Annotated in this window: 22 protein-coding genes and 1 pseudogene; 5 read left to right on the top strand and 18 right to left on the bottom strand. The window is 65.4% G+C overall.

Going from position 1 to position 25,765, the window contains the following annotated elements; genetic code table 11:
• Positions 1-9: 9 nt before the first annotated feature.
• From NTD88_RS10355 to paaA, 7 genes and pseudogenes are all read right to left on the bottom strand, one after another.
• A pseudogene (locus NTD88_RS10355) lies at positions 10-1,578 on the bottom strand (cation acetate symporter); the annotation flags it as partial.
• Positions 1,569-1,877, bottom strand: coding sequence for a DUF485 domain-containing protein (locus NTD88_RS10350; protein WP_095155065.1), 309 nt, complete (start codon positions 1,875-1,877; stop codon positions 1,569-1,571). The gene NTD88_RS10350 and the pseudogene NTD88_RS10355, both read right to left, overlap by 10 nt.
• A 181-nt stretch (positions 1,878-2,058) precedes the next feature.
• Positions 2,059-3,135 (bottom strand): 1,2-phenylacetyl-CoA epoxidase subunit PaaE, encoded by a 1,077-nt coding sequence (paaE, locus tag NTD88_RS10345; RefSeq protein ID WP_262154937.1) that lies wholly within the window; start codon positions 3,133-3,135, stop codon positions 2,059-2,061.
• Positions 3,136-3,166: 31 nt separating this feature from the next.
• Entirely contained in the window at positions 3,167-3,700 is a 534-nt protein-coding gene (gene paaD, locus NTD88_RS10340) for a 1,2-phenylacetyl-CoA epoxidase subunit PaaD (RefSeq protein ID WP_262129331.1), read from the bottom strand.
• On the bottom strand, positions 3,687-4,442 hold the full coding sequence (gene paaC, locus NTD88_RS10335; protein WP_262154936.1) for a 1,2-phenylacetyl-CoA epoxidase subunit PaaC: 756 nt from the start codon (positions 4,440-4,442) through the stop codon (positions 3,687-3,689). Before paaC ends, paaD begins: the two co-directional genes overlap by 14 nt.
• Entirely contained in the window at positions 4,442-4,723 is a 282-nt protein-coding gene (gene paaB, locus NTD88_RS10330) for a 1,2-phenylacetyl-CoA epoxidase subunit PaaB (protein ID WP_095155061.1), read from the bottom strand. Before paaB ends, paaC begins: the two co-directional genes overlap by 1 nt.
• Positions 4,724-4,749: 26 nt before the next feature.
• Positions 4,750-5,739 (bottom strand): 1,2-phenylacetyl-CoA epoxidase subunit PaaA, encoded by a 990-nt coding sequence (gene paaA, locus NTD88_RS10325; protein WP_262129333.1) that lies wholly within the window; start codon positions 5,737-5,739, stop codon positions 4,750-4,752.
• A gap of 214 nt (positions 5,740-5,953) precedes the next feature.
• On the opposite strand from paaA, the gene NTD88_RS10320 reads away from it, so the two are divergent.
• A complete protein-coding gene (locus NTD88_RS10320; RefSeq protein WP_262154935.1) occupies positions 5,954-6,529 on the top strand; it encodes an NAD(P)H-dependent oxidoreductase in 576 nt (191 codons plus the stop codon).
• 3 nt (positions 6,530-6,532) lie between these two features.
• On the top strand, positions 6,533-7,108 hold the full coding sequence (locus NTD88_RS10315) for a TetR/AcrR family transcriptional regulator (protein ID WP_262154934.1): 576 nt from the start codon (positions 6,533-6,535) through the stop codon (positions 7,106-7,108).
• Positions 7,109-7,215: 107 nt separating this feature from the next.
• Here NTD88_RS10315 and paaK read toward each other — a convergent pair whose 3' ends face one another.
• From paaK to paaF, 6 genes are all read right to left on the bottom strand, one after another.
• Positions 7,216-8,535 (bottom strand): phenylacetate--CoA ligase PaaK, encoded by a 1,320-nt coding sequence (paaK, locus tag NTD88_RS10310; RefSeq protein WP_262154933.1) that lies wholly within the window; start codon positions 8,533-8,535, stop codon positions 7,216-7,218.
• Between the two features lie 93 nt (positions 8,536-8,628).
• On the bottom strand, positions 8,629-9,840 hold the full coding sequence (pcaF, locus tag NTD88_RS10305; RefSeq protein ID WP_262154932.1) for a 3-oxoadipyl-CoA thiolase: 1,212 nt from the start codon (positions 9,838-9,840) through the stop codon (positions 8,629-8,631).
• Entirely contained in the window at positions 9,837-10,277 is a 441-nt protein-coding gene (gene paaI, locus NTD88_RS10300) for a hydroxyphenylacetyl-CoA thioesterase PaaI (protein WP_095155055.1), read from the bottom strand. The genes pcaF and paaI overlap by 4 nt, the downstream gene beginning before the upstream one ends.
• Positions 10,270-11,787 carry a 3-hydroxyacyl-CoA dehydrogenase PaaH gene (gene paaH / locus NTD88_RS10295; protein WP_262154931.1) on the bottom strand — a complete coding sequence of 506 codons (1,518 nt, stop codon included), beginning with the start codon at positions 11,785-11,787 and terminating at the stop codon, positions 10,270-10,272. The genes paaI and paaH overlap by 8 nt, the downstream gene beginning before the upstream one ends.
• 4 nt (positions 11,788-11,791) lie before the next feature.
• The gene (gene paaG, locus NTD88_RS10290; protein ID WP_262154930.1) at positions 11,792-12,583 is read right to left on the bottom strand and encodes a 2-(1,2-epoxy-1,2-dihydrophenyl)acetyl-CoA isomerase PaaG; all 792 of its coding nucleotides are present in this window, start codon (positions 12,581-12,583) and stop codon (positions 11,792-11,794) included.
• 11 nt (positions 12,584-12,594) lie between these two features.
• Positions 12,595-13,365 carry a 2,3-dehydroadipyl-CoA hydratase PaaF gene (paaF, locus tag NTD88_RS10285; protein WP_262154929.1) on the bottom strand — a complete coding sequence of 257 codons (771 nt, stop codon included), beginning with the start codon at positions 13,363-13,365 and terminating at the stop codon, positions 12,595-12,597.
• A 239-nt stretch (positions 13,366-13,604) separates the two neighbouring features.
• Here paaF and paaY point away from each other — a divergent pair, with 239 nt between their 5' ends.
• The 3 genes from paaY (at position 13,605) to NTD88_RS10270 (ending at position 17,128) form a co-directional block, all read left to right on the top strand.
• Positions 13,605-14,204 carry a phenylacetic acid degradation protein PaaY gene (gene paaY / locus NTD88_RS10280; protein ID WP_095155051.1) on the top strand — a complete coding sequence of 200 codons (600 nt, stop codon included), beginning with the start codon at positions 13,605-13,607 and terminating at the stop codon, positions 14,202-14,204.
• 75 nt (positions 14,205-14,279) lie between these two features.
• A complete protein-coding gene (gene paaX / locus NTD88_RS10275; RefSeq protein WP_095155050.1) occupies positions 14,280-15,203 on the top strand; it encodes a phenylacetic acid degradation operon negative regulatory protein PaaX in 924 nt (307 codons plus the stop codon).
• Between the two features lie 68 nt (positions 15,204-15,271).
• Positions 15,272-17,128, top strand: a complete 1,857-nt coding sequence (locus NTD88_RS10270) for a hypothetical protein (protein ID WP_262154928.1) — start codon at positions 15,272-15,274, stop codon at positions 17,126-17,128.
• 6 nt (positions 17,129-17,134) lie between these two features.
• Here the strand turns inward: NTD88_RS10270 and NTD88_RS10265 are convergent, their stop codons facing one another.
• From NTD88_RS10265 to wecB, 5 genes are read right to left on the bottom strand one after another with little or no spacing between them, the layout of a single operon-like run.
• Complete coding sequence (locus NTD88_RS10265; protein ID WP_262154927.1) at positions 17,135-18,244, bottom strand: GGDEF domain-containing protein; 1,110 nt, start codon at positions 18,242-18,244, stop codon at positions 17,135-17,137.
• 31 nt (positions 18,245-18,275) lie between these two features.
• Positions 18,276-19,115 carry a DUF4434 domain-containing protein gene (locus tag NTD88_RS10260; protein ID WP_262154926.1) on the bottom strand — a complete coding sequence of 280 codons (840 nt, stop codon included), beginning with the start codon at positions 19,113-19,115 and terminating at the stop codon, positions 18,276-18,278.
• A complete protein-coding gene (locus NTD88_RS10255; protein WP_262154925.1) occupies positions 19,115-22,267 on the bottom strand; it encodes an NfrA family protein in 3,153 nt (1,050 codons plus the stop codon). The genes NTD88_RS10260 and NTD88_RS10255 overlap by 1 nt, the downstream gene beginning before the upstream one ends.
• Positions 22,264-24,438, bottom strand: coding sequence for a cyclic di-3',5'-guanylate-activated glycosyltransferase NrfB (gene nrfB, locus NTD88_RS10250; RefSeq protein WP_262154923.1), 2,175 nt, complete (start codon positions 24,436-24,438; stop codon positions 22,264-22,266). The genes NTD88_RS10255 and nrfB overlap by 4 nt, the downstream gene beginning before the upstream one ends.
• The gene (gene wecB / locus NTD88_RS10245; protein WP_315975151.1) at positions 24,435-25,589 is read right to left on the bottom strand and encodes a non-hydrolyzing UDP-N-acetylglucosamine 2-epimerase; all 1,155 of its coding nucleotides are present in this window, start codon (positions 25,587-25,589) and stop codon (positions 24,435-24,437) included. Before wecB ends, nrfB begins: the two co-directional genes overlap by 4 nt.
• Positions 25,590-25,765: the final 176 nt, after the last annotated feature.

Here is a 25,765-nt window from a genome sequence, read left to right as displayed (position 1 = left end):
TCTTGTGAATTAGTGTTTGCTGGCGCCAGCGGCGCCGATACCGGTCATGGAGCGGATGAACTGCGCCAGGTAGCGCCCGCGTTCCTCGCTGGCCTGGGCCGAGCGGTCGGTGACCGAGAACACCCAGGCACTGAGGAAGGCCGCGCTCATGGAGAACAGCGCCGGGTTGCTGTAGGGGAACAGCGCCTTGTCGTGATGCAGCACGTTGACCCACACCACCGGGCTCAACACCAGCAGGATCACGGCGGAGAGCAAGCCCGCCATGCTGCCGGCGACCGCGCCACGGGTGGTCAGGCCCTTCCAGAACATCGAGAGGAACAGCACCGGGAAGTTGACCGACGCCGCGATCGCCAGCACCAGCCCGGACAGGAAGGCGATGTTCTGCGATTCGAACATCAGCCCGAGGATGATCGCCAGCACGCCGATCACCAGGGTGGCGACGCGGGAGACGCGGATCTCTTCCTGTTCAGTGGCCTTGCCCTTGCGGATCACGCAGGCGTAGAGGTCGTGGGACACCGCCGAAGCGCCGGACAGCGCCAGGCCGGCGACCACCGCGAGGATGGTGGCGAAGGCCACTGCCGAGATGAAACCGAGGAACAGGTTGCCGCCCACGGCCTGCGCCAGGTGCACGGCGATCATGTTGCCGCCGCCGATGATTGCGCCGCTGGCGTCGCGGTAGGACGGTTCAGTACCGACCATGACGATGGCGCCGAAGCCGATGACGATCAGCAGCAGGTAGAAGTAGCCGATGAAGCCGGTGGCGTAGAACACCGACTTGCGCGCTTCCTTGGCGTTACTGACGGTGAAGAAGCGCATCAGGATGTGCGGCAGGCCGGCGGTGCCGAACATCATGCCCACGGCCAGGGAAATGGCGTCCACCGGGTTCGACAGCAAGCCGCCCGGGGCCATGATCGCCGCGCCCTTGGCGTGCACGGCGGTGGCGCTGGCGAACATCGCCTCGGTGCTGAAACCGAAATGCTTGAGCACCATGAACGCCATGAAGGTGGTGCCGGACAGCAGCATCACCGCCTTGATGATCTGCACCCAGGTGGTGGCGAGCATGCCGCCGAAGGTCACGTAGAACACCATCAGCACGCCCACCAGCATCACCGCGTAGAGGTAGCTGATGCCGAACAGCAACTCGATCAGCTTGCCGGCGCCAACCATTTGCGCCACCAGGTACAGCAGTGCCACGGTCAGGGTGCCGAAGGCCGAGGTCAGGCGCACCGGCGTTTGCGCCAGGCGGTAGGAGACCACGTCGGCGAAGGTGTATTTGCCCAGGTTGCGCAGGCGTTCGGCGATCAGGAACAGGATGATCGGCCAGCCGGCGAGCACGCCGAGGGCGTAGAGCAGGCCGTCGTAGCCGTTGAGGAACATCATCGCCGAGATGCCGAGGAAGGACGCGGCGCTGATCATGTCGCCGGCGATCGCCAGACCGTTCTGCATCCCGGTCAGGCCGCCGCCGGCGGTGTAGAAATCACTGGCCGAGCGCGTGCGCAGGGCGGCCCAGCGGGTCACGCCGAGGGTGAAGACGACGAACAGCAGGAACATGCCGATGGCGGTCCAGTTCATTGCGCGCACTCCTGCTTGACCTTGTCGTTGAGCGGATCGAGGACGTTGTTGGCGCGGTACACGTAGATACCGGTGAGGGCGAAGGACAACAGCACGATCAACACGCCCACCAGCATGCCCACCGTGGTCACGCCGCCACTGAGGGACTGGCCCAGGGTGCTGGGGGAAAAGGCCACGAGCAGGACGAAGCCGTAGTAGATCACCAGCATGGCGGCGGTCAGCGTGCCGTTGAGCCGGCGCTTGCGCCGGACCAGTTGCTGGAAGTCGGGGTGATTGCTGATGGATTCGATATGACTGGGAGTCATGGGTGGGCGCTCTCTTGATCTTGTTGTAGTTGTGTTGTGGGAGCGGGTTTACCCGCGATGGGTAGCGGACCCTGGGTATTTCCGGTGAAACGGTGTTGCCTGGTTTTGGGGCCTATCGCGAGCAAGCTCGCTCCTACTGGATTTGCGTTCGGGCGTGTAGGAGCGAGCTTGCTCGCGATAGTCAGAGCTGATCGAAGTCGAGCACCACGCGCTCGCTCACCGGGTAGCTCTGGCACGACAGCACATAGCCGGCCGCCACTTCGTAGTCTTCGAGGGCATGGTTGCTGTCCATTTCCACTTCGCCTTCGATGACCTTGCACTTGCAGGTGGAGCACACGCCCGCCTTGCACGACCACGGCAGTTCCGCGCCAATGGCGTTGCCGGCTTCCAGCACGCTCTGGGTGTTGCGCGGCAGGTCGAAGGAGAGGGCGCGGCCATCGCTGATCACGGTGATCTGGCTCACTGCCGCATCCACCTGCCGCGCCGCTTCGCGGGCCTGGCGGCGTTCGCTGTTGCCGGCAGTGGCGAACAGTTCGAAGTGGATGCGCTCGGCCGCCATGCCCTTGGCCTTCAGCGCATCGCGCACGGTCTCGGTCATTTCCTGCGGGCCGCAGATGAACGCGGCGTCGAGGTTGGGCACGTCGAGCCAGCGGCTGAACAGTTGCTCGCATTTGCCGGCGTCGATGCGGCCGTTGTAGAGGTCGATGTCCTGCTGCTCGCGGCTGAACACGAAGATCAGGTTGAGGCGCTGCAGGTAACGGTTTTTCAGGTCTTCGAGCTGTTCGCGAAACAGCGCGCCGCCGCTGGCGCGGTTGCCGTAGAGCAGGGTGACGCGGCTGTTCGGCTCGGCCTCCAGGGTGCTCTTGACGATGGACAGGATCGGCGTGATGCCGCTGCCCGCCGCCACGGCGAGGTAATGGCCGTGGCGCGCCGGATCGAGGGCGACGTGGAAGCTGCCGGACGGCGGCATCACCTCCAGCACGTCACCGGCCGCCAGGGCTTCGTTGGCGAAGGCGGAGAAACGCCCGCCGGTGACTTTCTTCACCGCCACGCGCAATTCGTCGTCGTTGATGCCGGTGCAGATCGAGTAGGAACGGCGCACTTCTTCGTCGTCCAGCCGGGTGCGCAGCACCAGGTACTGGCCCTGGGTGAAGCGGAAGGTTTCGCGAAGGTCGTGCGGCACGTCGAACAGGATCGACACGGCGTCGCGGGTTTCGCTGCGGACTTGCTTGACGGTCAGGCTATGGAACTGGCTCATGGAATTCTCCATCAGGCGCGCTTGGCCGCGCCTAGATGCACTTGAAGTAGTCGAAGGGCTCGCGGCAGTCGCAGCAGCGGTACAACGCCTTGCAGGCGGTGGAGCCGAACTGGCTGAGCAGTTCGGTGTGCACGCTGCCGCACTGCGGGCAGGCGATCACGTCGGGCTCGCCCAGCAGGCTGCGCTTGCTGCTACTGCCGACCGGCGCGGCGATGCCGTAGGCGCGCAGGCGTTCGCGGCCGCTGGCGCTGATCCAGTCGGTGGTCCAGGCCGGGCTCAGTTGCCGGCTCAGCCGCGGCGCGGCGAAACCGGCCTGCTCCAGCGCGTCGCGGATGTCTTGCTCGATCACCTCGGTGGCCGGGCAGCCGGAGTAGGTCGGGGTCACGGTCACGCGCAGGTGACCTTCGGCCCAGTCGAGGTCGCGGACGATGCCCAGCTCGACCACGCTGACCACCGGCACTTCCGGGTCCATGACCTGTTCCAGCACCGTCCAGGCCTGGTGCAGGTCGTCGGCCCGGGGCGCGCGGGCGCCGCGGTCGCTGGCGATCAGCTCACCAGGTCGCATCGGGATAGGCTCGCGGCAGGAATTGCATTTCCGCCAGCAGCAAGCCGAGGTGCTCGCTGTGCACGCCCTGGCGACCGCTGAGGTAGAAGTGGCTGGCCGGCTGCGGCACCGGCAGGCTGGCGCGCTCGAAGGTGGCTTCGACCTGCCGCTGCCAGTCCAGCGCGACCTGCTCGGGATTGCCGATCACGCCGGCCTGGAACAGGCGCTGCTCGACGGCATCGGCCTCCACCAGCTCGACGGTGAAGCGCCAGACCTGGGGCAGGGCGGTGAGCATGCGCTGGCGGCTTTCCTCAGTGCCGTCGCCCAGCCGCTCGACCCACTCGCCGGAGCGGCGCAGGTGATAGGTGACTTCTTTCAGCGCCTTGGCGGCGACGCCCTGCACACGCTCGTCGCTGGAGCGGCACAGGCCTTGAAGCACCGCGTAATGCCAGGCGTCGTAGAAGAACTGCTTGAGGATGGTCACCGCGTAGTCGCCGTTGGGTTGCTCCACCAGCAGCAGGTTGCGGTAGGCGCGTTCGTCGCGGCGGAACACCAGGTGATCGGCGTCGCGGCCGTCATCGGCCAGCTCGGCGGCGTATTCCAGCCAGTTGCGCGCCTGGCCGACCAGATCGAGGCCGACGTTCATCAGCGCCAGTTCTTCTTCCAGCGCCGGGGCGCGGCCGCACCACTGGCACAGGCGCTGGGCCTGGACCATGGCGCTGTCGCCCAGGCGCAGCAGGTACTGGATCAGGTCCTGGTTCATCACATGTGCCCCACTTCGGCCGGCAGCTCGTAGAAGCTGGCGTGGCGGTAGATCTTGTCTTCGGACGGGGCGAACAGCGGGTCTTTCTCGTCCGGCGACGAGGCGGTGATCAGCGCCGACGGCACCACCCACAGGCTCACGCCTTCATTGCGCCGGGTATACAGCTCGCGGGCGTTCTCGATGGCCATTACCGCGTCGGCGGCGTGCACGCTGCCGACATGCTTGTGATTGAGGCCGTGCTTGCTGCGCACGAAGACTTCGAAAAGGGTCCATTCGGACATGGCGGGGTTCTCCTGTCAGGCGGCGGTCAGGCGGCGTTCTTGTTGTGTTTTTTGCGGGCGTGGGCGACCGCGGCCGCGCGGACCCAGGCACCGTCTTCGATGGCCTGGCGGCGGGTGGCGACGCGCTCCTGGTTGCACGGGCCGTTGCCCTTGAGCACTTCGTAGAATTCGTCCCACTGGATCTCGCCGAAATCGTAGTGGCCGCGCTCGGCGTTCCACTTCAGGTCCGGGTCCGGGGCGGTGCAGCCGAGCAGCTCCAGTTGCGGCACAGTCTGGTCGACGAAGCGCTGGCGCAGTTCGTCGTTGCTCTGGCGCTTGATTTTCCAGGCCATGGACTGGGCGCTGTTGGGCGAGTGCTCGTCGCTGGGGCCGAACATCATCAGCGACGGCCACCAGAGGCGGTTGATCGCGTCCTGGACCATGTCCTTCTGCGCCTGGGTGCCCTCGCGCATCATGGTCAGCAGCAGTTCATAGCCCTGGCGCTGGTGGAAACTCTCTTCCTTGCAGATGCGGATCATCGCCCGCGAGTAGGGGCCGTAGCTGGTGCGCTGGAGCACCACCTGATTGACGATGGCGGCGCCATCCACCAGCCAGCCCACCGCACCGATATCGGCCCAGCTCAGGGTCGGGTAGTTGAAAATGCTCGAATACTTGGCTTTTCCGCTGTGCATCTTGTCGATTTCTGTATCGCGATCAGCGCCCAGGGTTTCCATCGCGCTGTACAGGTACAAACCGTGGCCGGCTTCGTCCTGAATCTTCGCCATCAGTTGCAGCTTGCGCTTGAGGCTGGGGGCACGGGTGACCCAGTTGCCTTCCGGCAGCATGCCGACGATTTCGGAGTGGGCGTGTTGGGAAATCTGCCGGATCAGCGTCTGGCGATAGGCGTCCGGCATCCAGTTCTTGGCTTCGATCTTGATCTCGGCGTCGATCCGTTCCTGGAAGGCGCGTTCCTGCTCGGACATCTCTTCGAGGGTCTTCAGGCGCTTGACGCCGGTTTCGACCAATTGTGCGTACATGAGGGGTCTCCCGCCTTTTTGTCGTGGGGGCTTCGGGGCGTGAGACAGTTATAAGTGATACAAAACCAAATATCAAACAGAAAAAATGGTGTCGTAATTGTTTTTTGTATCGGATCGCAGCGTTGATGACGAACGGAGTCCGGGTTGCTTTATGTACTAAAAGTAACCTACCTTTGGTATGTCGATATTTCATCTCAACAACCCGGAGAAACCCATGCACGCCTTGATCGTCGTTGCGCATCCCGACACCGGTTCCCTGACCCATCGCGTCGCCGCCGAACTGGCGCGTGGCGTCGCCGAACACCACGCCTTCGAACTCGCCGACATCAGCGCCGAAGGCTTTGACCCGCGCTACAACCCCGAAGACGTTGCCCTGTTCCGCAACCAGGCGGCGGTGCCCGCGGACGTCCTCGCCGAGCAGGCGCGGATTGACCGCGCCGATGCGCTGGTGTTGGTGTACCCGGTGTATTGGTGGTCGTTCCCGGCGCTGCTCAAAGGCTGGATCGACCGGGTGTTCACCAGCGGCTGGGCCTACGATCAGGCCGAGCAGGGGCTGTTGCAGCGCCTGCCGGTGCACTTGGTCGCCATCGCCGGCGCCGGCCCGCGCACCTACGACAAGCACGGCTACGCGGTGGCGATGCACACCCAGATCGAACACGGGATCTTTGGCTATTGTGGTGCGCGGGTGGCATCCTCGACGCTTTTGACCCAGATGGATGAGCATTTCCCCGAGGGGCATTTCGACACCGCGCGGCGTATTGGTCGTGAGCTGTTCAGTCACAGGAGTTGATGCATGAGCGACACCCGCAAGCGCCTGACCCGCGAGCAGCGCCTGGAGCAGTTGCTGGACGTTTCCCGGCAACTGATCGCCGCAGAGGGCACCGATGCCCTGAGCCTGGGCCGGCTGGCCGAGGCGGCGGGCATCACCAAACCGACGGTGTACGACCATTTCGGTACGCGGGAAGGTTTGTTGACCGCGCTCTACCGGGATTTCGAAACGCGGCAGAACCTGTTGATCGACGCGGCCATGGCGGCGGGTGAAGCCAGCCTGGCGGGTAAGGCGCGGGCGATCGCCGACAGTTACGTCGACTGCGTGCTGGCCGAAGGGCGGGAGATTCCCGGGGTGTTGGCAGCGCTGGAAGGTTCGCCGGAACTGGCGCGGTTGAAGCGCGAGTGTCAGCTTGAGTTTCTCGGCAAATGCCGGGCGGTGCTCGGGCCTTTTGCCGGGGCGCTTTCTACCGCGGGGTTATGGGGAATGCTGGGCGCGGCGGATGCTTTGTCCGGGGCGGCGGTGGCCGGAGAGATTGAGCACGGGCAGGCGCGGGAGGAGTTGTTTGCCGTGATCGTCAGTCTGGTGGGCAGAAGCTGAGGTGAGGGCCTCATCGCTGGCAAGCCAGCGCCCACAAGGTCCGGCGCATGCCGATCCCCGTGGGAGCCGGCTTGCCGGCGATGAGGCCCGAAAGACGGACTCAGCCCTCAACCCGCCTGCTTGCGCTTGTCATACACATGACACGCCTTGCCTTCCGAGCGTTTGATCGAGTACGCCGGCTGCAACACGATCCGCGAGCTGATGCCGATATGGGTCTTGATATGCCGGCTCAGTTCCGAACACACCTCTTTCTGCTGCGCCTCGCCCAGGTGCTGGTGCTCGCCGCGCAGTTCGACATGGATGTCGATGCTGTCCAGGTTGCCGTTGCGATACAGGTGGATCTCGTAGCACTCCGAAAGCTGTTTGACCTTGAGCACCTGTTCCTCGACCTGGGTCGGGAACACGTTGACCCCGCGGATGATCAGCATGTCGTCGCTGCGCCCGGTGATTTTGTCGATGCGTCGCATCGGCCGCGCGGTGCCCGGCAGCAGGCGGGTCAGGTCGCGGGTGCGGTAGCGCACCATCGGCAGCGCTTCCTTGCTCAGGGTGGTGAACACCAGCTCGCCCAACTCGCCGTCCGGCAGCACTTCGCCGGTCACCGGGTCGATGATCTCGGGGTAGAAGTGGTCTTCCCAGACGGTCGGCCCGTCACGGCTTTCGGCGCATTCCATGGCGACACCCGGCCCCATGATTTCCGAAAGACCGTAGATATCCAGGGCGGTGATGCCCAGGCGCGCCTCGATCGATGCGCGCAGTTCCGGCGTCCACGGCTCGGCGCCGAAGATGCCCAGGCGCAATGCCAGCTTGTGCGGGTCGATGCCCTGGCGTTCGATCTCGTCGGCCAGGTTGAGCATGTACGACGGCGTGACCATGATGATGTCGGGCTGGAAGTCGCGGATCAGTTGCACCTGTTTCTCGGTCTGCCCGCCGGACATCGGAATCACCGTGCAGCCCAGGCGTTCAGCGCCGTAGTGGGCGCCGAGGCCGCCGGTGAACAGGCCGTAACCGTAGGAGACATGCACCTTGTCGCCCTTGCGCCCGCCCGCGGCGCGGATCGAGCGGGCCACCAGGTCGGCCCAATTGTCGATGTCCTTCTGGGTGTAGCCGACCACCGTCGGCTTGCCGGTGGTGCCGCTGGACGCGTGCAGGCGGACGATGTCGTGCTGCGGCACGGCGAACATGCCGAACGGGTAGTTGTCGCGCAGGTCGTTCTTCACCGTGAACGGGAAGCGCGCGAGGTCATCGAGGCTCTTCAGGTCGGAAGGGTGAACGCCCAGTTCGTCGAAGCGCTGCCGGTACATCGGCACATTCTGGTAAGCGTGCTCCAGGCTCCAGCGCAGGCGCTGCAACTGGTGGGCGCGCAGTTCGTCGACGCTGGCGGTTTCCATCGGGTCAAGCACGGGGGCGGGGGAAAGCTGCATGTTCATGGGTTCACTCTAATGTTGTTGTTGTCTGCGGCCGGCACGTCGGCCCGAGTGCATGGCGCCAAGCATAACCCGGCGCCATGGAGCGTTCAGTGTTCAGTCGTCGAGGCGTTCGATAATCATCGCCAGGCCTTGGCCGACGCCGATGCACAAGGTGCACAGGGCATAGCGGCCATGGCGTTGCTCCAGTTCGGTGAGGGCGGTGGTGACCAGCCGTGCGCCGCTCATGCCCAGCGGGTGACCCAGGGCAATGGCGCCGCCGTTGGGGTTGACCCGCGGATCGTCGTCGGCCACGCCGAGTTCCCGCAGGACCGCCAGGCCCTGGGCGGCGAAGGCCTCGTTGAGTTCGATCACGTCCATGTCGGCCAGCGCCAGGCCGGCCAGTTCCAGTACCTTGTGGGTCGCCGGCACCGGGCCGATGCCCATGATTCGCGGTTCGACCCCGGCGCTGGCCATCGCCACCACCCGGCCCCGGGCCTTCAGGCCGTAGCGGCGGGCTACTTCGCGGCTGGCGAGGAGCACGGCGCAGGCCCCGTCATTCACGCCCGACGCATTGCCGGCGGTGATGCTGCCGCCTTCGCGGAACGGCGTGCCGAGGCGTTGCAACTGTTCCAGGGTGGTGTCGGCGCGCGGGTGCTCGTCCTGTTCCACCAGTTTCGCCGGGCCTTTGCGCTGCGGGACCGGCACCGGCACGATTTCCAGCCCGAGGCGGCCGCTGGCCTGGGCGGCTGCGGCGCGCTGCTGGCTGCGCAGGGCGAAGGCGTCCTGGTCGGCGCGGCTGATGTTGAACTGCGCGGCGACGTTTTCGGCGGTCTCCGGCATGCTGTCGATGCCGTACTGTTGCTGCATCAGCGGATTGACGAAGCGCCAGCCGATGGTGGTGTCGAACAGTTCCGCCTGGCGCGAGAACGCCTGTTCAGCCTTGCCCATCACCAGCGGCGCGCGGGACATCGATTCGACGCCGCCGGCCAGCACCAGCCCGGCTTCGTTGCAGCGGATCGCCCGCGCGGCGGCGCCGACCGCTTCCAGGCCGGAGGCGCAGAGGCGATTGAGCGTGACGCCGGGTACGCTGATCGGCAGGCCGGCCAGCAGCGACGACATGCGCGCGACGTTGCGGTTGTCTTCGCCGGCCTGGTTGGCGCAGCCGTAGAACACATCGTCCACCTGGCTCCAGTCCACCTGCGGATGGCGTTGCATCAGGGCGCGCAGCGGCACCGCGCCGAGGTCGTCGGCGCGCACGCCGCTCAGGGCGCCGGCATAGCGCCCGATGGGGGTGCGCACGGCGTCGATGATCAGGGCGTCATTCATGTCAGGGTCTCCGGTTCGAGTACGCTGCCGCGTACCTGGTAGGACTTGCCGCGAAACAGCGCGATCAATTTGCCGTGCTGGTTCTCGATGCGGACGTCATAAGTGCCGGTGCGTTTGCCGCGGCTCAGTTCAGTGCAGTCGGCGGTCAGGGTGTCGTCGAGAAACGCCGGGGCGATGTACTCAATGCTGCAACCCTGGGCCACCGTGGCGTCGTTGTGGCTGTTGCAGGCGAAGGCGAACGCCGAGTCGGCGAGGGTGAAGAGGAAGCCGCCGTGACAGGTGCCGTGACCCTGCAACATGTCGGCGCGCACGCTCATGCCGACCCGCGCGGTGCCCGGGCCGCTGGCGAGCAGGCGCATGCCCAGGCCCTGGCTGGCGGCGTCGCGGTCGAACAGGGCCTGGGCGCAGCGGCTGGCCAGATCCAGACGGTCATTCATGAAAGCGTGCTCCTTCGGCCCGTTGCCGACGCAGTTGCAGGGAGGGGCGATAGCGTTCTTCGCCATAGGCGGCTTGCAGGTGGTCGAGCACGCTCACCAGGGTGTCGGCGCCGAGCTGGTCGGCCCAGGCCAGCGGGCCGCGGGGGTAATTGACCCCGGCGCGCATCGCCAGGTCGATGTCCGCCGCCGAGGCCACGCCTTGCAGCAGGGCGTCGGCGGCCTCGTTGGCGAGCATGGCGACGGTGCGCAGCACGCACAGCGCCGGGCTGTCGCGCAGCGGGGTGACGGCGATGCCGGCGGCGTTCAGCAGCGCGGCGACCTGGTCCACGGCGTGGGTCGAGGTGCCATTGGCCCAACTGATGCCCACCCGGGTGCAGCGCCGGTAATCCAGGGCCAGGTCCAGCAATACCAGTTCGGTCAGGCCGTCATCGGCGGCGCGCTGGCTGGCGAGGCGGCCGTCGCTCAGGGCCAGGGTGGCGTCGCCGACCCGCAGCAGCCCGCGTCCGGCGCGGCGGCTGATGCTCACGCCGTGTTCGCTCAGGCGCTCCAGCAACGGCTGCAGCAGTCCGGCGTCGCCTTCGACGATCACGGCCGGCGTTTTCGCCGGGCTGATGAGGCTGGCGGCGGACGGGCGCACGGCGCCTTCGCGGTAGTCATAGAAACCGCGGCCGCTCTTGCGCCCGAAGTGACCGGCGTCCACCAGTTCTTTCTGGATCTGCGAGGGCTGGAAGCGCATGTCCTGGTAATAGGCGTCGAACACCGAGCAGGTCACCGCGTAATTGACGTCGTGGCCAATCAGGTCGGTCAGTTCGAAGGCGCCCATGGCAAAGCCACCGGCCTCGCGCAGCAGGGCGTCGAGGCTGGCGCAGTCGGCGGCGCCTTCCTGCAGCAGGCGCAGGCTTTCGGCATAGAACGGCCGGGCCACGCGGTTGACGATGAAGCCGGGCGTGGAGCGCGCCAGCACCGGTTGCTTGCCCCAGGCCAGGGCGGTGGCGAGCACGCGCGCGGCAACGTTCGGATCGGTGGCCAGGCCCTTGATCACTTCCACCAGGGCCATGACCGGCGCCGGGTTGAAGAAGTGCATGCCGACCAGGCGCTCGGGCCGGCGCATGCCGGCGCCGAGACGGGTGATGGAGATCGACGAGGTGTTGCTGGCGAGGATGCAGTCAGGGGCGCAGAGCGATTCCAGTTGGTGCAGCAGCGCCTGCTTGACCTCCAGATTTTCGACGATGGCTTCGATCACCAGCCCGGCATCGGCCAGGCGTTCCAGGCTGTCCGCCGGCACCAGCGCGGCAAGGCAGGCGTCGCGGGCGCTGGCCGCCAGTTTGCCGTTATCGACCCGCTTCGCCAGTTGCCGGGCGATGCCGTCGATGGCTTGGGCGGCGGCGCCGGGGCGGTTGTCGTAGAGCCAGACCCGGTGCCCGGCGCTGGCGGCCACCTGGGCGATACCGGCGCCCATGGCGCCGGCGCCGATCACCGCGACGGGCACGTTGCTGTTGAGTGCGCTCATCGACTCAGTACCCCTTGAACTGCGGCGTGCGTTTTTCCATGAAGGCGGCGACGCCTTCGCGGTAGTCCTCGCTGCGTCCGGCCAGGCGCTGCAGGTCGCGTTCGAGGGTCAGTTGCTGTTCAAAGCTGTTGTCCAGGCTGGCGTGCAGGCTGCGCTTGATCAGGCCGAGGCCATAGGTTGGCTGGGTGGCGAGCTGGCGGGCGAGGGCGATGGCCTGGTCGCGCAATTCGGTGTCATCGACCACGCGGTAGATCAGCCCCCATTCCAGCGCCTGCTCGGCGCTCAGGCGTTCGCCGAGCAGGGTCAGTGCCTTGGCCCGGGCCATGCCGACCAGCCGTGGCAACGCCCAGGTGCCGGCGGAGTCGGGAATCAGGCCGATCTTGCAGAACGCTTGAATAAAGCTCGCCGAGCGCGCGGCCAGGACCAGGTCGCAGGCCAGCGGGATGTTGGCCCCGGCGCCCGCGGCGACGCCGTTGACCGCGCAGATCACCGGGATCGGCAGTTCGCGCAGGGTGCGGATCAGCGGGTTGTAGAAGCGCTCGATGGACAGGCCGAGATCGGGCATTTCCGCGCCGGGGGCGACGTTGCGGTCGCTGAGGTCTTGCCCGGCACAGAAGCCGCGGCCTTCGGCGGTCAGCAGCAGGACGCGGACGTCGCTGTTGTTCTGCACGGTCTTCAGGGCGTCACGCACTTCCTGGTGCATAAGCGTATTGAAGCTGTTCAGTTGCTCGGGGCGGTTGAGGCTCAGGGTGGCGACCCCGGCTTCAATGGAAAACAGGATGTGCTGGTAGCTCATGGCGGGTCCTCTTAACGGCCTTTGAAATCGGCCGGGCGTTTTTCCTGGAAGGCGCGGATGCCTTCGTTGCGGTCGGCGGTGCCGGCCAGCAGGGTGAAGGCGTGGCGTTCGAAGCGCAGGCCGCTGGCCAGGTCCAGGTCCTGGGCCTTGAGCAGAGCTTCCTTGGCCAGGCGCACCGCCAGCGGCGCTTTGGTAGCGATGCGTTGGGCGATCTGCAGGGCGCGTTCGACGGTCAGTTCCGGCAGGGTGATTTCGCTGACCAGCCCGGCATCGAGGGCGCGACGGGCGCTGATGGATTCGCCGGCGAGGACCATCTGCATTGCCAGCGACTTGCCCACCGCCCGCAGCAGACGCTGGGTGCCACCGGCGCCGGGCATGATGCCGAGGTTGATTTCCGGCTGGCCGAACTGGGCGTCGTCGCCGGCGATAAGGATGTCGGCGTGCATCGCCAGTTCGCAGCCACCGCCCAGCGCGTAGCCGTTGACCGCGGCGATCAGCGGTTTGGGGAAGCGGGTGATTTGTTGCCAGTAGGCCTGGCGCGGGTCGTCGAGCATGCCGACGAGGTCGCGCTCGGCCATCTCGTTGAGGTCGGCGCCGGCGGCGAAGGCCTTGCGGCTGCCGGTGATGACCACGGCGCGGACCTCAGGGTCATCGGCGCAGCGTTGCAGTTCGTCCGCCAGCTCGCCCAGCAGTTCGGTGGTCAGGGCATTCAGTGCATGTGGACGATGCAGGGTGATCAGGCGGGTGGCCTGATGCGCCTGCACCACAAGGGTGTGCGGCATGACGACTTCCTCGCAAGGCTCGCCGGACCCGAGGGTCGGCGTTTTATTGTTGGACGGGCTCGATGGCCGTTTCGCCAAAGTATAGGCATAATGCGATACAGAAAAACAATATAGACAATGAAAAATGTGTCCAATGATCGATTGTAATACTCAGGGAAGTCCGTTATTCCTAAGTAAAACCTCGTGTTAAGGGTTTTCGTTAGTCCGCCTGTTGCGTATCGTTTTCGAGGAGAAATGGCATGACTTGTTACAGCATTGACGGCCTGACCCCGGTCATTCACCCCACCGCCTACGTGCACCCGTCGGCGGTATTGATCGGTGATGTGATCATCGGGCCGAACTGCTACGTCGGCCCGCTGGCCGCGCTGCGCGGTGACTTCGGACGGATCGTCCTGGAGGAGGGCGCCAACCTGCAGGACACCTGCGTCATGCACGGCTTTCCGGCCAGCGATACGGTGATCGAGCGCAACGGCCATGTCGGCCACGGTGCGGTGTTGCACGGGTGCCGGGTGGGCGAGGACGCGTTGATCGGGATGAACGCGGTGGTGCTCGACAACGCCCGCATCGCCCCGCGCTGCATCGTCTCGGCGGGCGCGCTGGTCAAGGCCGGGTTCCACTGCGAGGAGCAATCGCTGGTGCTGGGCTCGCCGGCAAAGGTGACCCGGCGCCTGAGCGACGACGAAGTGGCCTGGAAACAGACCGGCACCCGCGCCTATCAGCAACTGACCAGGCGTTGCCTTGAAAGCCTGCGCGAGTGCGAGCCGCTGAGTGAAATCGAGGCCGGCCGCGGCCGTTACCGTGACGACGCCGTGCGCCCGAAATTACCGGGCGGCGCCTGAACCGCCGGCGCGCGCCGAGCATGGTCATGCCGCGGGCGCGCGGGTATATTCCTTCCTTTTCTGACCGGAACGCTTATGTCGTCCCTCACGCCACTCGACCACCTGATCGACCGCTTCCAGCAGCAGACCCCGGTTCGCGCCAGTTCCCTGATCATCACCCTCTATGGCGATGCCATCGAACCCCGTGGCGGGACGGTCTGGCTGGGCAGCCTGATCCAGTTGCTCGAACCCATGGGCATCAACGAACGGCTGATTCGCACCTCGATCTTTCGCCTGACCAAGGAAAACTGGCTGACCGCCGAGAAAGTCGGCCGGCGCAGCTACTACAGCCTCACCGGCACCGGGCGGCGGCGTTTCGAAAAAGCCTTCAAGCGTGTCTATGCCGCTAATCCACCGGCGTGGGACGGCTCCTGGTGCCTGGCGGTGCTGACCCAGTTGCCGCAGGACAAGCGCAAGGAAGTCCGCGAGGAACTGGAATGGCAAGGCTTCGGCGCCATTTCCCCCGGCGTGCTGGGTTGCCCGCGCTGCGAGCGTGCGGATGTCAGCGCCACCCTCGCGGACCTCGGCGCCCAGGAAGACACCATCCTCTTCGAAACCACCGCCCAGGACGTGCTGGCCTCCAAGGCGCTGCGCATGCAGGTGCGCGAAAGCTGGAAGATCGACGAGCTGGCGGCGCACTACAGCGAGTTCATCCAGTTGTTCCGGCCGCTGTGGCAGAGCCTCAAGGAACAGGACACCCTCGACCCGAAAGCCTGTTTCCTGGCGCGGGTGCTGCTGATCCATGAGTACCGCAAGCTGCTGCTGCGCGATCCGCAACTGCCGGACGAACTGCTGCCGGGTGATTGGGAAGGCCGCGCGGCGCGGCAGTTGTGCCGCAATATCTACCGGTTGATCCACGCCGCCGCCGAGCAGTGGCTGGAGGCGGCGATGGAGACGGCAGACGGGCCGTTGCCCGAAGCGGGTGAGGGGTTTTACAAGCGGTTTGGCGGGTTGACCTGATAAAAATGCCAGTTGTGTCGCTCATGCCCCAAGAGGCTTACTGAAGTCCTTCTGAGAGGGGCTTCAACATGGCCAAACCTTCGCTGGCGCAACTGAAGTCCTGGCTTGCAAGCGGGCCCAGAGGTCTGGGCTGGGAGATGATCGTTGCCTATGATCGGGACATGATCAACGAACTGCTTCAACAGCAGTACATCCATCGGTTCAGCCAAAGCGACTTCATACCGGCAATTTCTCAAAGCATCGACCTCACGCACTCCACCGAACACATGCAGGGCATCAGGCTCAGGGCGCCGGTGGCTTCATTTGAAGGTGACTCGCTGCGCCTGAGCATGGACTGCATCAGCGGAACGATCATCACGGAGGTAACGATAACGGGCGCCGTGCCTTACATCGGCACGGTCCGAAACCTGCTGCCCGTTGGCGGGCCTCAACTGACCTTGGGCGTGCCGCTGACGGAACTGACCGGGCAGGTGGGTGACGGTCGAAGAATTGTCCTGGATATCAGCAAGGGCACCGAGTTCTCGGCCAACTTCGTGCTCGACACACAGTCTCAGCAGGTAATTGGCCAGCGCTTCAAGCATGTCTTTCAGAGCCTGCCTGAAGCACAACGGATGTACGATCTGGGCCAGCTCGCCGATGATTTTCCCGTGCCGAAAAAGGTTGTCATGCGCGTCATGCCCGTCCCCGGAACGCGGGATAGCTCATCTTCCACGCTGGGAGGCGGCGCACTGCTGATGTTCGTGCGTTTCGAAAAGAACGCCGACGGTTCATTTCCTGGCCCGGACTTCCTGTACCCGATACCAGAGCACACCGCGTCCAAGCGCTACACGATATCGACCCTGACGTTCTGGGACTCCGCGAAGGAGTTTCCCGGGGATACCGGTGGAGGAGCCCCCCCCGAAGTCATGAGTAGCATCGGTTTTGGTGACCACTATCAGGTGTTAGTGAACGACATCAGCTTTAGTGGGCAACCGGCGGCGCATCAAGGGTGGTACGGCGACCTTCAACTGTCGAGCAGTGTGTATGACGTCACTCCGGCATTTCCGGTTATCTGGGCGGGGGCCTATTTCGGCTTCTCCACAGTACCTCCGGTGAGTAACTGGGTACTGAGCTGGAGTGCGCGTGGAACGGATCCGGCCAACAGCAACGTCGGCTCTATCAGCACCGTTGGCAATTACGTTCCGCCTGAGCCCGCGTCGATGAAGAGTGATTGCGAGAACGTCACGGTATCGGCCAGTTGGAAAGTCGCAGGGCGGGATTTGCGCTCTTGCGCACTGGTTTCCATTTTGAAACACCCCTTGGCGGTTTCACCGACGTTTGAGGTCTGCAGCGCCGGGAAGAGCGTCAGCATGACGGCGGCAATTCCCTCCTCGCACGCGTCGACGCTGTCCTGGCGGATTGTTTCCCCTGGCATGGGCGGAACGCTCAGTACAGCAACCAACCGGCTGAGCTGTACCTACCAGGCGGCCGCTCCAGGCACGCAAAAGCAGGCCATTTATCTGGAGAGGGTGCGCGTCAAAAGCACGTATTCCCATGCCCCGGAAGACGAACAGGACATCACGATACTGGTACTGAACGTTACCCCCTCGGTGCCGATGTTCATCAGCGCGCAGAGCCAGCCTGAAACCAATCGCGTCCAGCTTCAGGTTCTGCGCAAAGGCGTTCCGGTCAATCTGAACGAGGTGGGCGACTATGTGCTTGAGCGAATGCTCATGCCCGCTACCTGCAACGTCACGGAGGACGGTATTTTTTCGGCGGCTTCCACGGCGAGCGGTATTGCCATCTTGCACCTGACAGTGCTCGATGACTTCTCCGACCATCACGGCTTTATTGTCATTCCCTTGCCATTGTGGGCTCATGGCGAGATTTTGCAGCGGGCGAATCTATCGATCCAGCAACACGCCATGGCGAGCGCAGTGAACTGATCCGGTTCACTCCACGTGAGCCGGTATCGACGCATCGGGTGCCCGCCACAACACATAGCGGTCCTTGCCCTCATGCTTGGCGTCGTACAGCGCGGCATCCGCCCGGCCGAGGGCGTTGCTCAGGTTGTCACCGGCCTCGATGCGGGTCAGGCCGATGCTGATGGTCACCGGGTGGTCGCCCGGAGTCTCGCGCACCAGCGCGCACAGCGCCGCCACGCGTTCTTCGGTAGCCTGCTGGTCGAGGCCCCAGAGGTAGATCACGAACTCCTCGCCGCCCAGCCGGGCATAGACGAACTCGTTCATGCTGGCCTTGATATTGGCGGCGATGCGCTTGAGCACGACGTCGCCGCTGTCATGGCCGAACTGGTCGTTGACCCGCTTGAAGTTGTCGATGTCGATCATCGCCAGGTAGCGGCCCTGGCCTTCCTCGTCGGCGCTGAGGTGCTGCTCGGCCTGGGTCATGAACGAGCGGCGATTGGGGATTTCCGTGAGCACGTCGATGTAGGCCTGGTCCAGCAGCAGGCGCGACATGTAGAAATTCTGCAGCTTGGACTCGCGCAACACGCTGTAGCTGTGGAAGGTCAGGCCGGTGATGAAGGCGGCATAGCTGATGATCATCAGGCCGCGCAGGTCGAACAGCACGGTGCCGTCGGCCTGGAACGGGTTGAGCAGCAGCCAGGTGACCAGGGCGCTGGCGAAATAGGACCAGCGCCGCACAGGCAGCACCGAGATCGAGTAGAGGATGCTCGACGCCGCCATGATCAGCCAGCCGGCTTGCAGGTCTCCCAGGGTGTCGTCCACCACCCAGTGCACGGCGAAGGCCATGAGGCTGACGAACAGCAGGTTGAGCACGCTGAAGTGATCGGCCTTGCGCACGAACAGCAGGACCACCGTGAGGATGCACATGCCGCTGATCAACAGCATCGAGCGGTAGGTGAAGCCCTGGCCGCCGATGAAGCTCAGCAGCAGGTCGAAAAGCACCCAGATGGCGATGCTCAGGCAGAACACCAGCAGGCAGAAACCGCGCAGGCGATCGAAGTCGTGCTGACGGAACTCGGCGCGGATCGCGGCGGGGGCGGTGTGTTTGCGGAGCTGGTTTTCGATGGTTTTGTACATGGCTTCTAAATGTATGGAGAGCTTGAGGGCCTCATCGCGGCGCACTGGGCAGCACTTTAGCCCAAGGCCGGTAATTCAGCGCGAACACCGCTTCGGTATGACACCTCGCACCCATGGTCGGGGCGCGGGGTACCGCGCGGAAGGCCTCGCCCTCGGCGCTGACCTGGCGAAACGCTTCGCGAATGATGCCCACCTCGCACGGCAGGGCGTCGGCGTATCGTTGCCGCACCAGCGGGCTGAGGCGGCCGGTGCCGCTGCCGTCCTGCCACCAGAGGTTGAGCTTGAGTGCCGCCAGTTCGGCGAACCAGCTCGCCTGCACCCCCGGTGCCAGCTTGCCGGTGCTGAAGGCGCTCAGGTGCAGCGGGCCATCGAGCTTGCGGTTGAATTCCTGCAGTTGCGTGTACAGCACCTCGCGGCGATCGGAGGCCTGAAAGTGCAGGTCGTCCAGCTCCATCGGCAGGTACCAGCCGGCTACCGGCAGTTTCCACTGGTCGCGTACTTCGCGCTGCTGGGTCAGGGACTCGCCGAGCTGCGCTTGCCAGTAGGCGGCCAGGCCCGCGCTGTCCAGTTCATTGATGCGGGTGTAGTACGCGCTGTCCATATGCAGCCCGACCACCAGTTCCAGCCCCTGGGCATGGGCTTCGCGCAGGCTGGTGGCAAGCCAGCCGGAGCCGCCGCCGAAGCGCTCGTCGCCGTAACGCGTCCATTGCACGATCAGCGTTCGCCCACCGTTCTGCACGGTGTCGCGCCAGAGCTGGCGCCACTGTTCGGCGGTCAGGACGGCATCCTGGTTCAGGGGTTGATAGATCACCCGCTGGTCAGCGACGACCGGCAGGCAGACCAGCAATAACAGCAGCAACAGTCGACGCATCAGAAAGTCAGCTCCACACCCAGCAGCACGCCGTTGGCGCGTTCGTAAAGATTGCCGCCGAGGGACTGCTGGTACTCGGTGCGTACCTTCAGTGAACCGCGATAGGCGTTGTAGCGGTCGTCGTCGAACCACCATTGCCAGCGCAGGCCGACCCCGGCGCGCAGGTCCTGGCGCCAGTCGTTGCTCGGGTCCTGGCTGGCGAATTCGACGAAGCCGTAAGGCATCAGCGTTTGCGGCGACTGGCTGTCGAGCTTCCAGGTATGACCCTGCTGGTAGCGCGACAGCCATTGATGGTCGCCGGCGCGGGTCCACCAGGCGGCATCGAGGTAGAGGAAGCGCTCGTTCCAGTCGTCCTCATCGACGCGCCAGTCGGCGCGGTAGTCGCCCTGGTCGAAGAACGAGGCGGTGGCCCGCAGCAGCAGGTCGTTGCTGCTTTCGGCGTGGCTGCGCAGGTCTTGCCAGTTGTCGCCGACCTTGGCCGGGCTGAGCAGTTGCCCGAGGCTCAGGCCGTTGTAGTGCTCGGCGTCGGTCTGGCGCTGGTGATACAGCTCGGCGTAGAGGTTGAGGTTGGCCTGGCCCAATGGCTTGTAGCGCAGGCCGACGCCGGTGCCCATGCTCTGCGCGTAGTCGCTGCGGCCGCTGCCGCCGAACAGCACCCGCCCATACACCGACAGGGTGCTGCCGTTGCGGCTGGGTTCTTCGCCGAGGGCGTGGTCCCACATGGCCAGTTGCACATTCTGCGACTGGGCGCGGCGTTGCGGGTTGTCGGCGGCGCGGAAGTTGTCGTTGGTCGAGACTCCGGCCGGTGACCAGGTGCTGGCCAGGGTCACGCTGTCGCGCCGCGACAACGCTTCGTGGGCGCGGCGTTGCCGGTACTTGCGCGCTTCGAGGCTGCCGTATTCGTCGCCGCCGCCCACCAGGTCCTGTTCCACGTCGAGCACCCGGCGCAGTTCCTTGCGGGCGGCGGCGCTGTCCTCGACCTCATCGTAGCGCCAGGCCAGGGTTTCGCCGATCCGGTAATCCTCGGGGAAGCTGCGGGTGGCCTGTTGCAGGTACGGGATGGACTGGCGGCGCACGGCCGGGTCTTTGTCTCCGGCCAGGCGCATGCCGTAGTCGGCGCGGTAGCGCGGTTGCTGCGGCGCCAGGTGCACGGCTTCGGCCAGCCAGGCGGTGCTCTGGGCCAGGTCGCCGTTTTTTTGTGCGGTGATCGAGGCGTCGTAGTAGTGCTCGGCACGGGGTTGGTGTTGCAGGGCCTGGCGACGCCGTTCCAGCGCCAGCGGCAGGTCGCCACGGTGTTCGGCGATGGCGGCGCCCAGCGCCCAGTCGTCGGCGTGCGGATGGGCCGCGCTGTTCCAGTGTTGCCCGGCGCTTGCGGTGTTGCCGGCTTTCAGCGCACTGCTGGCAGCGGTCAGGCGGGCATTGTCGGTCCATTCGGCGGCAGGCAGGCTGTCGAAGATCCGCACAGCCGCAGCCGGGTCGCCGGCGGCGTCGAGGGCATAGGCCAGCGGCAGGCGGCTGCCACGGTCGCCCAGGCGTTCGGCGGCCTGGTAATAGATCACCGTTTCGCCCGGTCGCTCCGGCATTGCGCAACGGCCCAACGCCCGAAGTTGGCCGACCTCACGCGGTTCGCCGGGCATCGCCGCGCGCACGGCATCGCACTGGCCGCTTTCCGCCAGCCGCGCCAGCAGCAAGGCGCGGCTGGCCGGATCGACACGCGGGATCAGGCTGCTGACACGTCGGGCATCGAGGGGCGTATCGGTCTGGCTGTAAAGCCCGGCCAGGCGTTGCAGTAGCGGGGCGGACAGGCGTCCCTGACGGCGGTCGTAAGCTTGTTCCAGCAAGCTCCGCGCCTCGGCCTTGCGGCCAGCTTCGAGCATCAGGTAGGAGGCCTGATTCAGGGCGTCGAGGCTGCCGGTCTGACGATAGAGGGTGATCCAGGTGGTGCTGGCATCGCCTCGACGGCCGCTGTTCTGCAGCAGTTCGGCGCGTTGCTGGAGCACCGTCGGGGTCTGCGGCTGCGCGGCGAGCCAGTCCATGACCTGGCGGGTCTTGCCTTCTTCGCGCCAGACCTCCAGCAGACGCTGTTGCCGCTGGCTGTCCCACGGTTGCGGCAGGCGCTGGTTCTGTAACAGGTCGTCGGCGTGCAGGCGCTGGGCGAGCACCAACCAGGTTTTCGGATCATCCTCGGCATTGCACTGGCGCAGTTGCTCCAACGCCTGTTGCGAGTCATGCCGCGACAGCCACTCGGCGGTTTCCAGGCAAGGGCGCTGGAGGTCGTTGCTGAGTTCCCGGACCAGTGCGCTGTCCTCGCTCTGGCGGGCCAGTTCCAGCAACTGCTGGCGTTGTTGAGGGGGGTTGCGGTCGGCTTCCGGCAACGACTGCAGCCAGCGCCGGGCCTGCTGTTCGTGGCCCATGGCGACGGCGCGGTCGACCATCGCCAGGCGGGTCTTGCGCGCGACCTCTTCCGAGGGCGCCTGTGCGAGCAGCTTTTGCAGCGGCGCATCATCCAGCCGCTGCACATAGGCATTGGCCAGGCGTTGCCAGTCGTCGGCAGCGAGGGTGCCGCTGGCGGCCAATGGCGCGAGCTGATCGACGGTTTCGTTCCAGTCGCTGACCTGCTCTGCCCAGTTGGCCCGGGCCTGGCGCAGTACATTGTCGTCGCCATGGGGGCGCAACTGGTTGAGCCAGGCCAGGGCTTTCGCCGGACCGCCGGACTTGCCCAGGCTCAGGCTGTAGGCCTGCCACAGGCGCACGCGCTGGTTGAGGTCGCTGTCCTGCAGCCAGCGCTCCACGACACTGGCGTCGGGCGGGTCTTGTTCGATCCAGACCAGGCGCAGTTCCAGCAGTTCATCGTGCTGCGTGGCAGCGGCCTGGGCTTCGGCCAGTTGCGCGGCGTCGCGGTAGCGGCCCTGGTGCGCCAGCGCCTGGATCAACAGGCCGCGGGCCTCGTCGTTGTTCGGCACACGTTCCAGCAGGTGCCGAGTGAGACGCTCGACCTCGGCCCAGTTGTTGTTTTTCGCCTCGCGGTAGCTGCGGTCCATATAGGGGAAGCTGCGGAAGCGGTCGAAGTCGCTCATCGGCGCGGCGACCGTGGGCACGCCATACAGGCACAGCAGCAGGCCGGTGAGGGCCAGGGGCGCGCGGCGGCTCATGCCACCTCCTGGATGAGCCGGAAGGCGGCCTGTTGTTCGGCGGCCTGTTCGGCGAGGGCGTCCTGCAGCACCTGTTCGGTGATGATGCCGCGTTCGATCAGGTGCTCGCCCAGGCTTGTGCGCTCCGGGTCGAAGTCGATCAGTACCTGGTTGAACAGGGTGGCGGGGACCATGCCGCGGGTCTGCAGCAGGGTGCCGAGCAGTACCTGGTGATGGCTGACCCGTTCGATCAGCGCGGCGTCATCGCGATGCTGTTCCAGTGCGGCGAGCATCTGCCGGGTGTCCTCCTTCTGCCAAGGGCTGGGGTAGTGATAGCGCAGGCCGAGGGTGACCCGGCCCTGAGGCGCCAGCCGACAACTGACCGGGCGTTTGAGCTGGCGGGCGATGGCCCCGAGCGACACCTGGCTGACCGGGCTTTCGCTGGCCAGCACCAGGGTCTTGCCGTCTTCGGCCACCGGCAGCACGCCGTAATGCACGGCGAGTTTGCGCGGCAACTGGGCGATCAGGTGCGGCTCAATGGCGAAGGGGTCCAGCGGCGCCCATGGCAAATCCAGTTGTTCGGCGAGGGTTTCGGCCAGTTGTTCGCTGGTGATCAGCCCGCGGATCAGCAATTCGCGGCCCAGGCGCCGGCGTTCCGGGGAGGTGATCGCCGCCTGCAGCTGCTGCTCGGTGAGCAGGCCTTTTTCGATCAGGCGCTGGCCCAGCGGGGTGCGCGCCGGCGCGGCCAGGGCGGGGAACTCATGGGTGGTCTTGTCCCAGGCCACTCGCCGCGAATCACCCATTTCCAGCACCTGGCGCAGGGCGCGGACGTTGGCGAAGAAGTTGACGAAGTTGCTCCACATCATCCGTGGTGCCGACAGCAGGCCCTGGAAAATGCCGTAGTAGCGGGTGACGAACCAGGCGCGCTGGAACAGCCGGTTGAGTAGCAGGAAACCGTTGAGCCAGAGCAGGGTGCTGAGCAGCGCACTTTCGCCGAGGATCGACGGGAAGCGCCAGGACTCGGGGAAGATCACGGTGATCAGCAGCATCACCAGCAGCACCAGCAACAACAGGTTGACCAGGAACCCCAGCAAGTAGGCGAACAGCCCGCGGCGGTCGCGCCAGAGGAAGTAGTTGAGCGCGCCCTTGCGGCTCCAGCCGAGGTTGGTGGTGCCCTGGAAGACGATGCCGACGATCCACCGCGATTTCTGCCGGATCGCGTGCTGCCAGTCCCGCGGGAAGTGTTCGCGCACGCAGATCACCTGGGCGAACGCCTTGCTCATGCCCGGCGCCCAGACCCGCTCCAGGGCCAGTTTCGGATCGCTGATGGAGTAGCGGGCGAAGATGCACTTCATGCCTTTCTGCTTGAGGCGAAAACCGATGTCGTAGTCCTCGGTCAGGCTCTGCACGTCGAAGGCGATGCCGTCGCCGTCTTCCAGCAGGGCGCTGATCGCGCGGCGGCTGAAACAGGTGCCGACCCCGGCGCTCGGCACCTGGCCGGTGAGGGCCTCGCGGACGATAACGTCCTTGCCGTGGTTCTCGGCGAACTCGTCGACGTAGTGCCCGGCCGTGAACCCGTTCCACTCGGGGGCGAAGGGGTAGACCGGGATCTGGATCATGTCCTTGGCCGGCAGCAGGTAGTTGAACAGGCGCAGCTCCATGGGCGAGATGACGTCTTCGGCGTCATGCAGGATGAAGCCTGCGAACTCGATACGGGCGTCGCTCTCGAAGCGCAGGATGGCGTCGATCACGTTGTTCAGGCAGTCGGCCTTGCTGGTGGGGCCGGGGCGGGCGCAAACCACCTTGTGCACGTTGGGGTAGTGCAGGCACACGGCATCGACGTCGGCCTGGGTCTGCGGGTCGTTGGGGTAGGTGCCGACGAAGATCTGGTAGTTCTCGTAGTCGATGGTCGAGGCCGCCAGCCGCGCCATTTCGCCGACCACGCCGACCTCGTTCCAGGCCGGAACCATGATCGCCAGTGGTTTTTCCGCCACCTCGAACAGGCGTTTTTCGTCGGCGCGCGCGTGTTTGTCGTAGATGCGCAGGCTGCGAAACAGCTTGCGCGACCAGTAGACGATATCGATGAAGAGGTCATCCAGGCCGAGCAGGAACATCAGGCTGGCGAGGATGATCGCCAGCCATTTCAAACCGAACAGGATATAGGTGAGGGCATCGACCCAGAACAGACTCATGAGGCCGCAGGCCCGTTGGCGTCTTCCTCCAGCCAGCGGCTGAGTCGTTCTGCGATGCGTTCACTGGCGTGGCCGTCACCCACGGGGAAAAACACCCGGCTCATGCGTGCGTAGGTGTCGGGGTCATCAAGCAGATGACTGGTCTCGCGGACGATGCGCTCGGTCAGGGTGCCCACCAGCATGACCGTGCCGCCTTCCAGCACCGCCGGCCGCTCGGTGACCTTGCGCAGCACCAACACCGGTTTGCCCAGCGCCGGGGCTTCTTCCTGGACGCCGCCGGAGTCGGTGAGGATCAGGTAGGCGCGGTCCATCAGCCAAACGAAATGCTGATAGTTCTGCGGCGGGATGAGCAGGATGTTGGGCTGGTTCGACAGCAGCGAGTACACCGCTTTCTGTACTTGCGGGTTGAGGTGCACCGGGTAGACGAACTGCACGTCCGGGTAGCGCAGCGCCAGCTCGGCCAGGGCCAGACAGATGCGTTCGAAGCCCGGGCCGAAGTTCTCGCGGCGGTGGCCGGTGATGAGGATCATCCGCTGGTCATCGCGCAGGGCGCGCAGCGGCGAGTCGGCGGCCGGTTGCCAGGCGTTGCGGTGCAGGTACTCGCGCATCCACAGCAGCGCATCGATTACCGTGTTGCCGGTGACTTCCAGGTGCTCCAGCGGCACGCCCTCGCGCAGCAGGTTGTCGCGCGAATCCCGGGTGGGCGGAAAGTGTAAGTCGGCGATGACCCCGGTCAGGCGGCGGTTGGCTTCCTCCGGCCACGGCGCGCGCAGGTTGCCGGTGCGCAGGCCGGCCTCGACATGGGCGATGGGAATCTGCCGGTTGAAGGCGGCGAGGGCGGCGATGAAGCTGGTGGTGGTGTCGCCGTGGACCAGCACGATCCGCGGCTTGAAGCGCTCGTAGGCGGAGTCGATGTGCCCGAGTAGCTGCTGCGAGAGGCTGTTGAGGGTCTGGTTCTGGGTCATCACCTGAAGGTCTTCGTCGACGTTCAGGCCGAAATCGTTGAGGACCTGCTGGAGCATTTCCCGGTGCTGTCCGGTGGAGCAGATGTTCAGGTCGATGTCCGGCCATTGGCGCAGGACCCGCGCCAGCGGCGCCATCTTGATCGCTTCGGGGCGTGTGCCGAATACCATCATGACTTTGTAAGGAATCCCTGCGCTCATGGTCCGGCCCCTCAGAGGCTATGAGTTATCCGCGTCTTGCATGTGTGTAGGACCTAGATACAAGCAGGGGAGTTGGAGGTTGTCCAACCAACGGCCGGCTTTTGCGGGACAGTCGCCAGAGGCGTTGGCAGGTGGCTGCCGGAAGCTTTTTGAATCAATCGTTG

Origin of the sequence: Pseudomonas sp. 20P_3.2_Bac5, from assembly GCF_025466035.1 — a bacterium.
Lineage (GTDB): Bacteria > Pseudomonadota > Gammaproteobacteria > Pseudomonadales > Pseudomonadaceae > Aquipseudomonas.
Note: the sequence above shows the minus strand (reverse complement) of the source record. Positions and strands in the feature narration are given on the sequence as shown.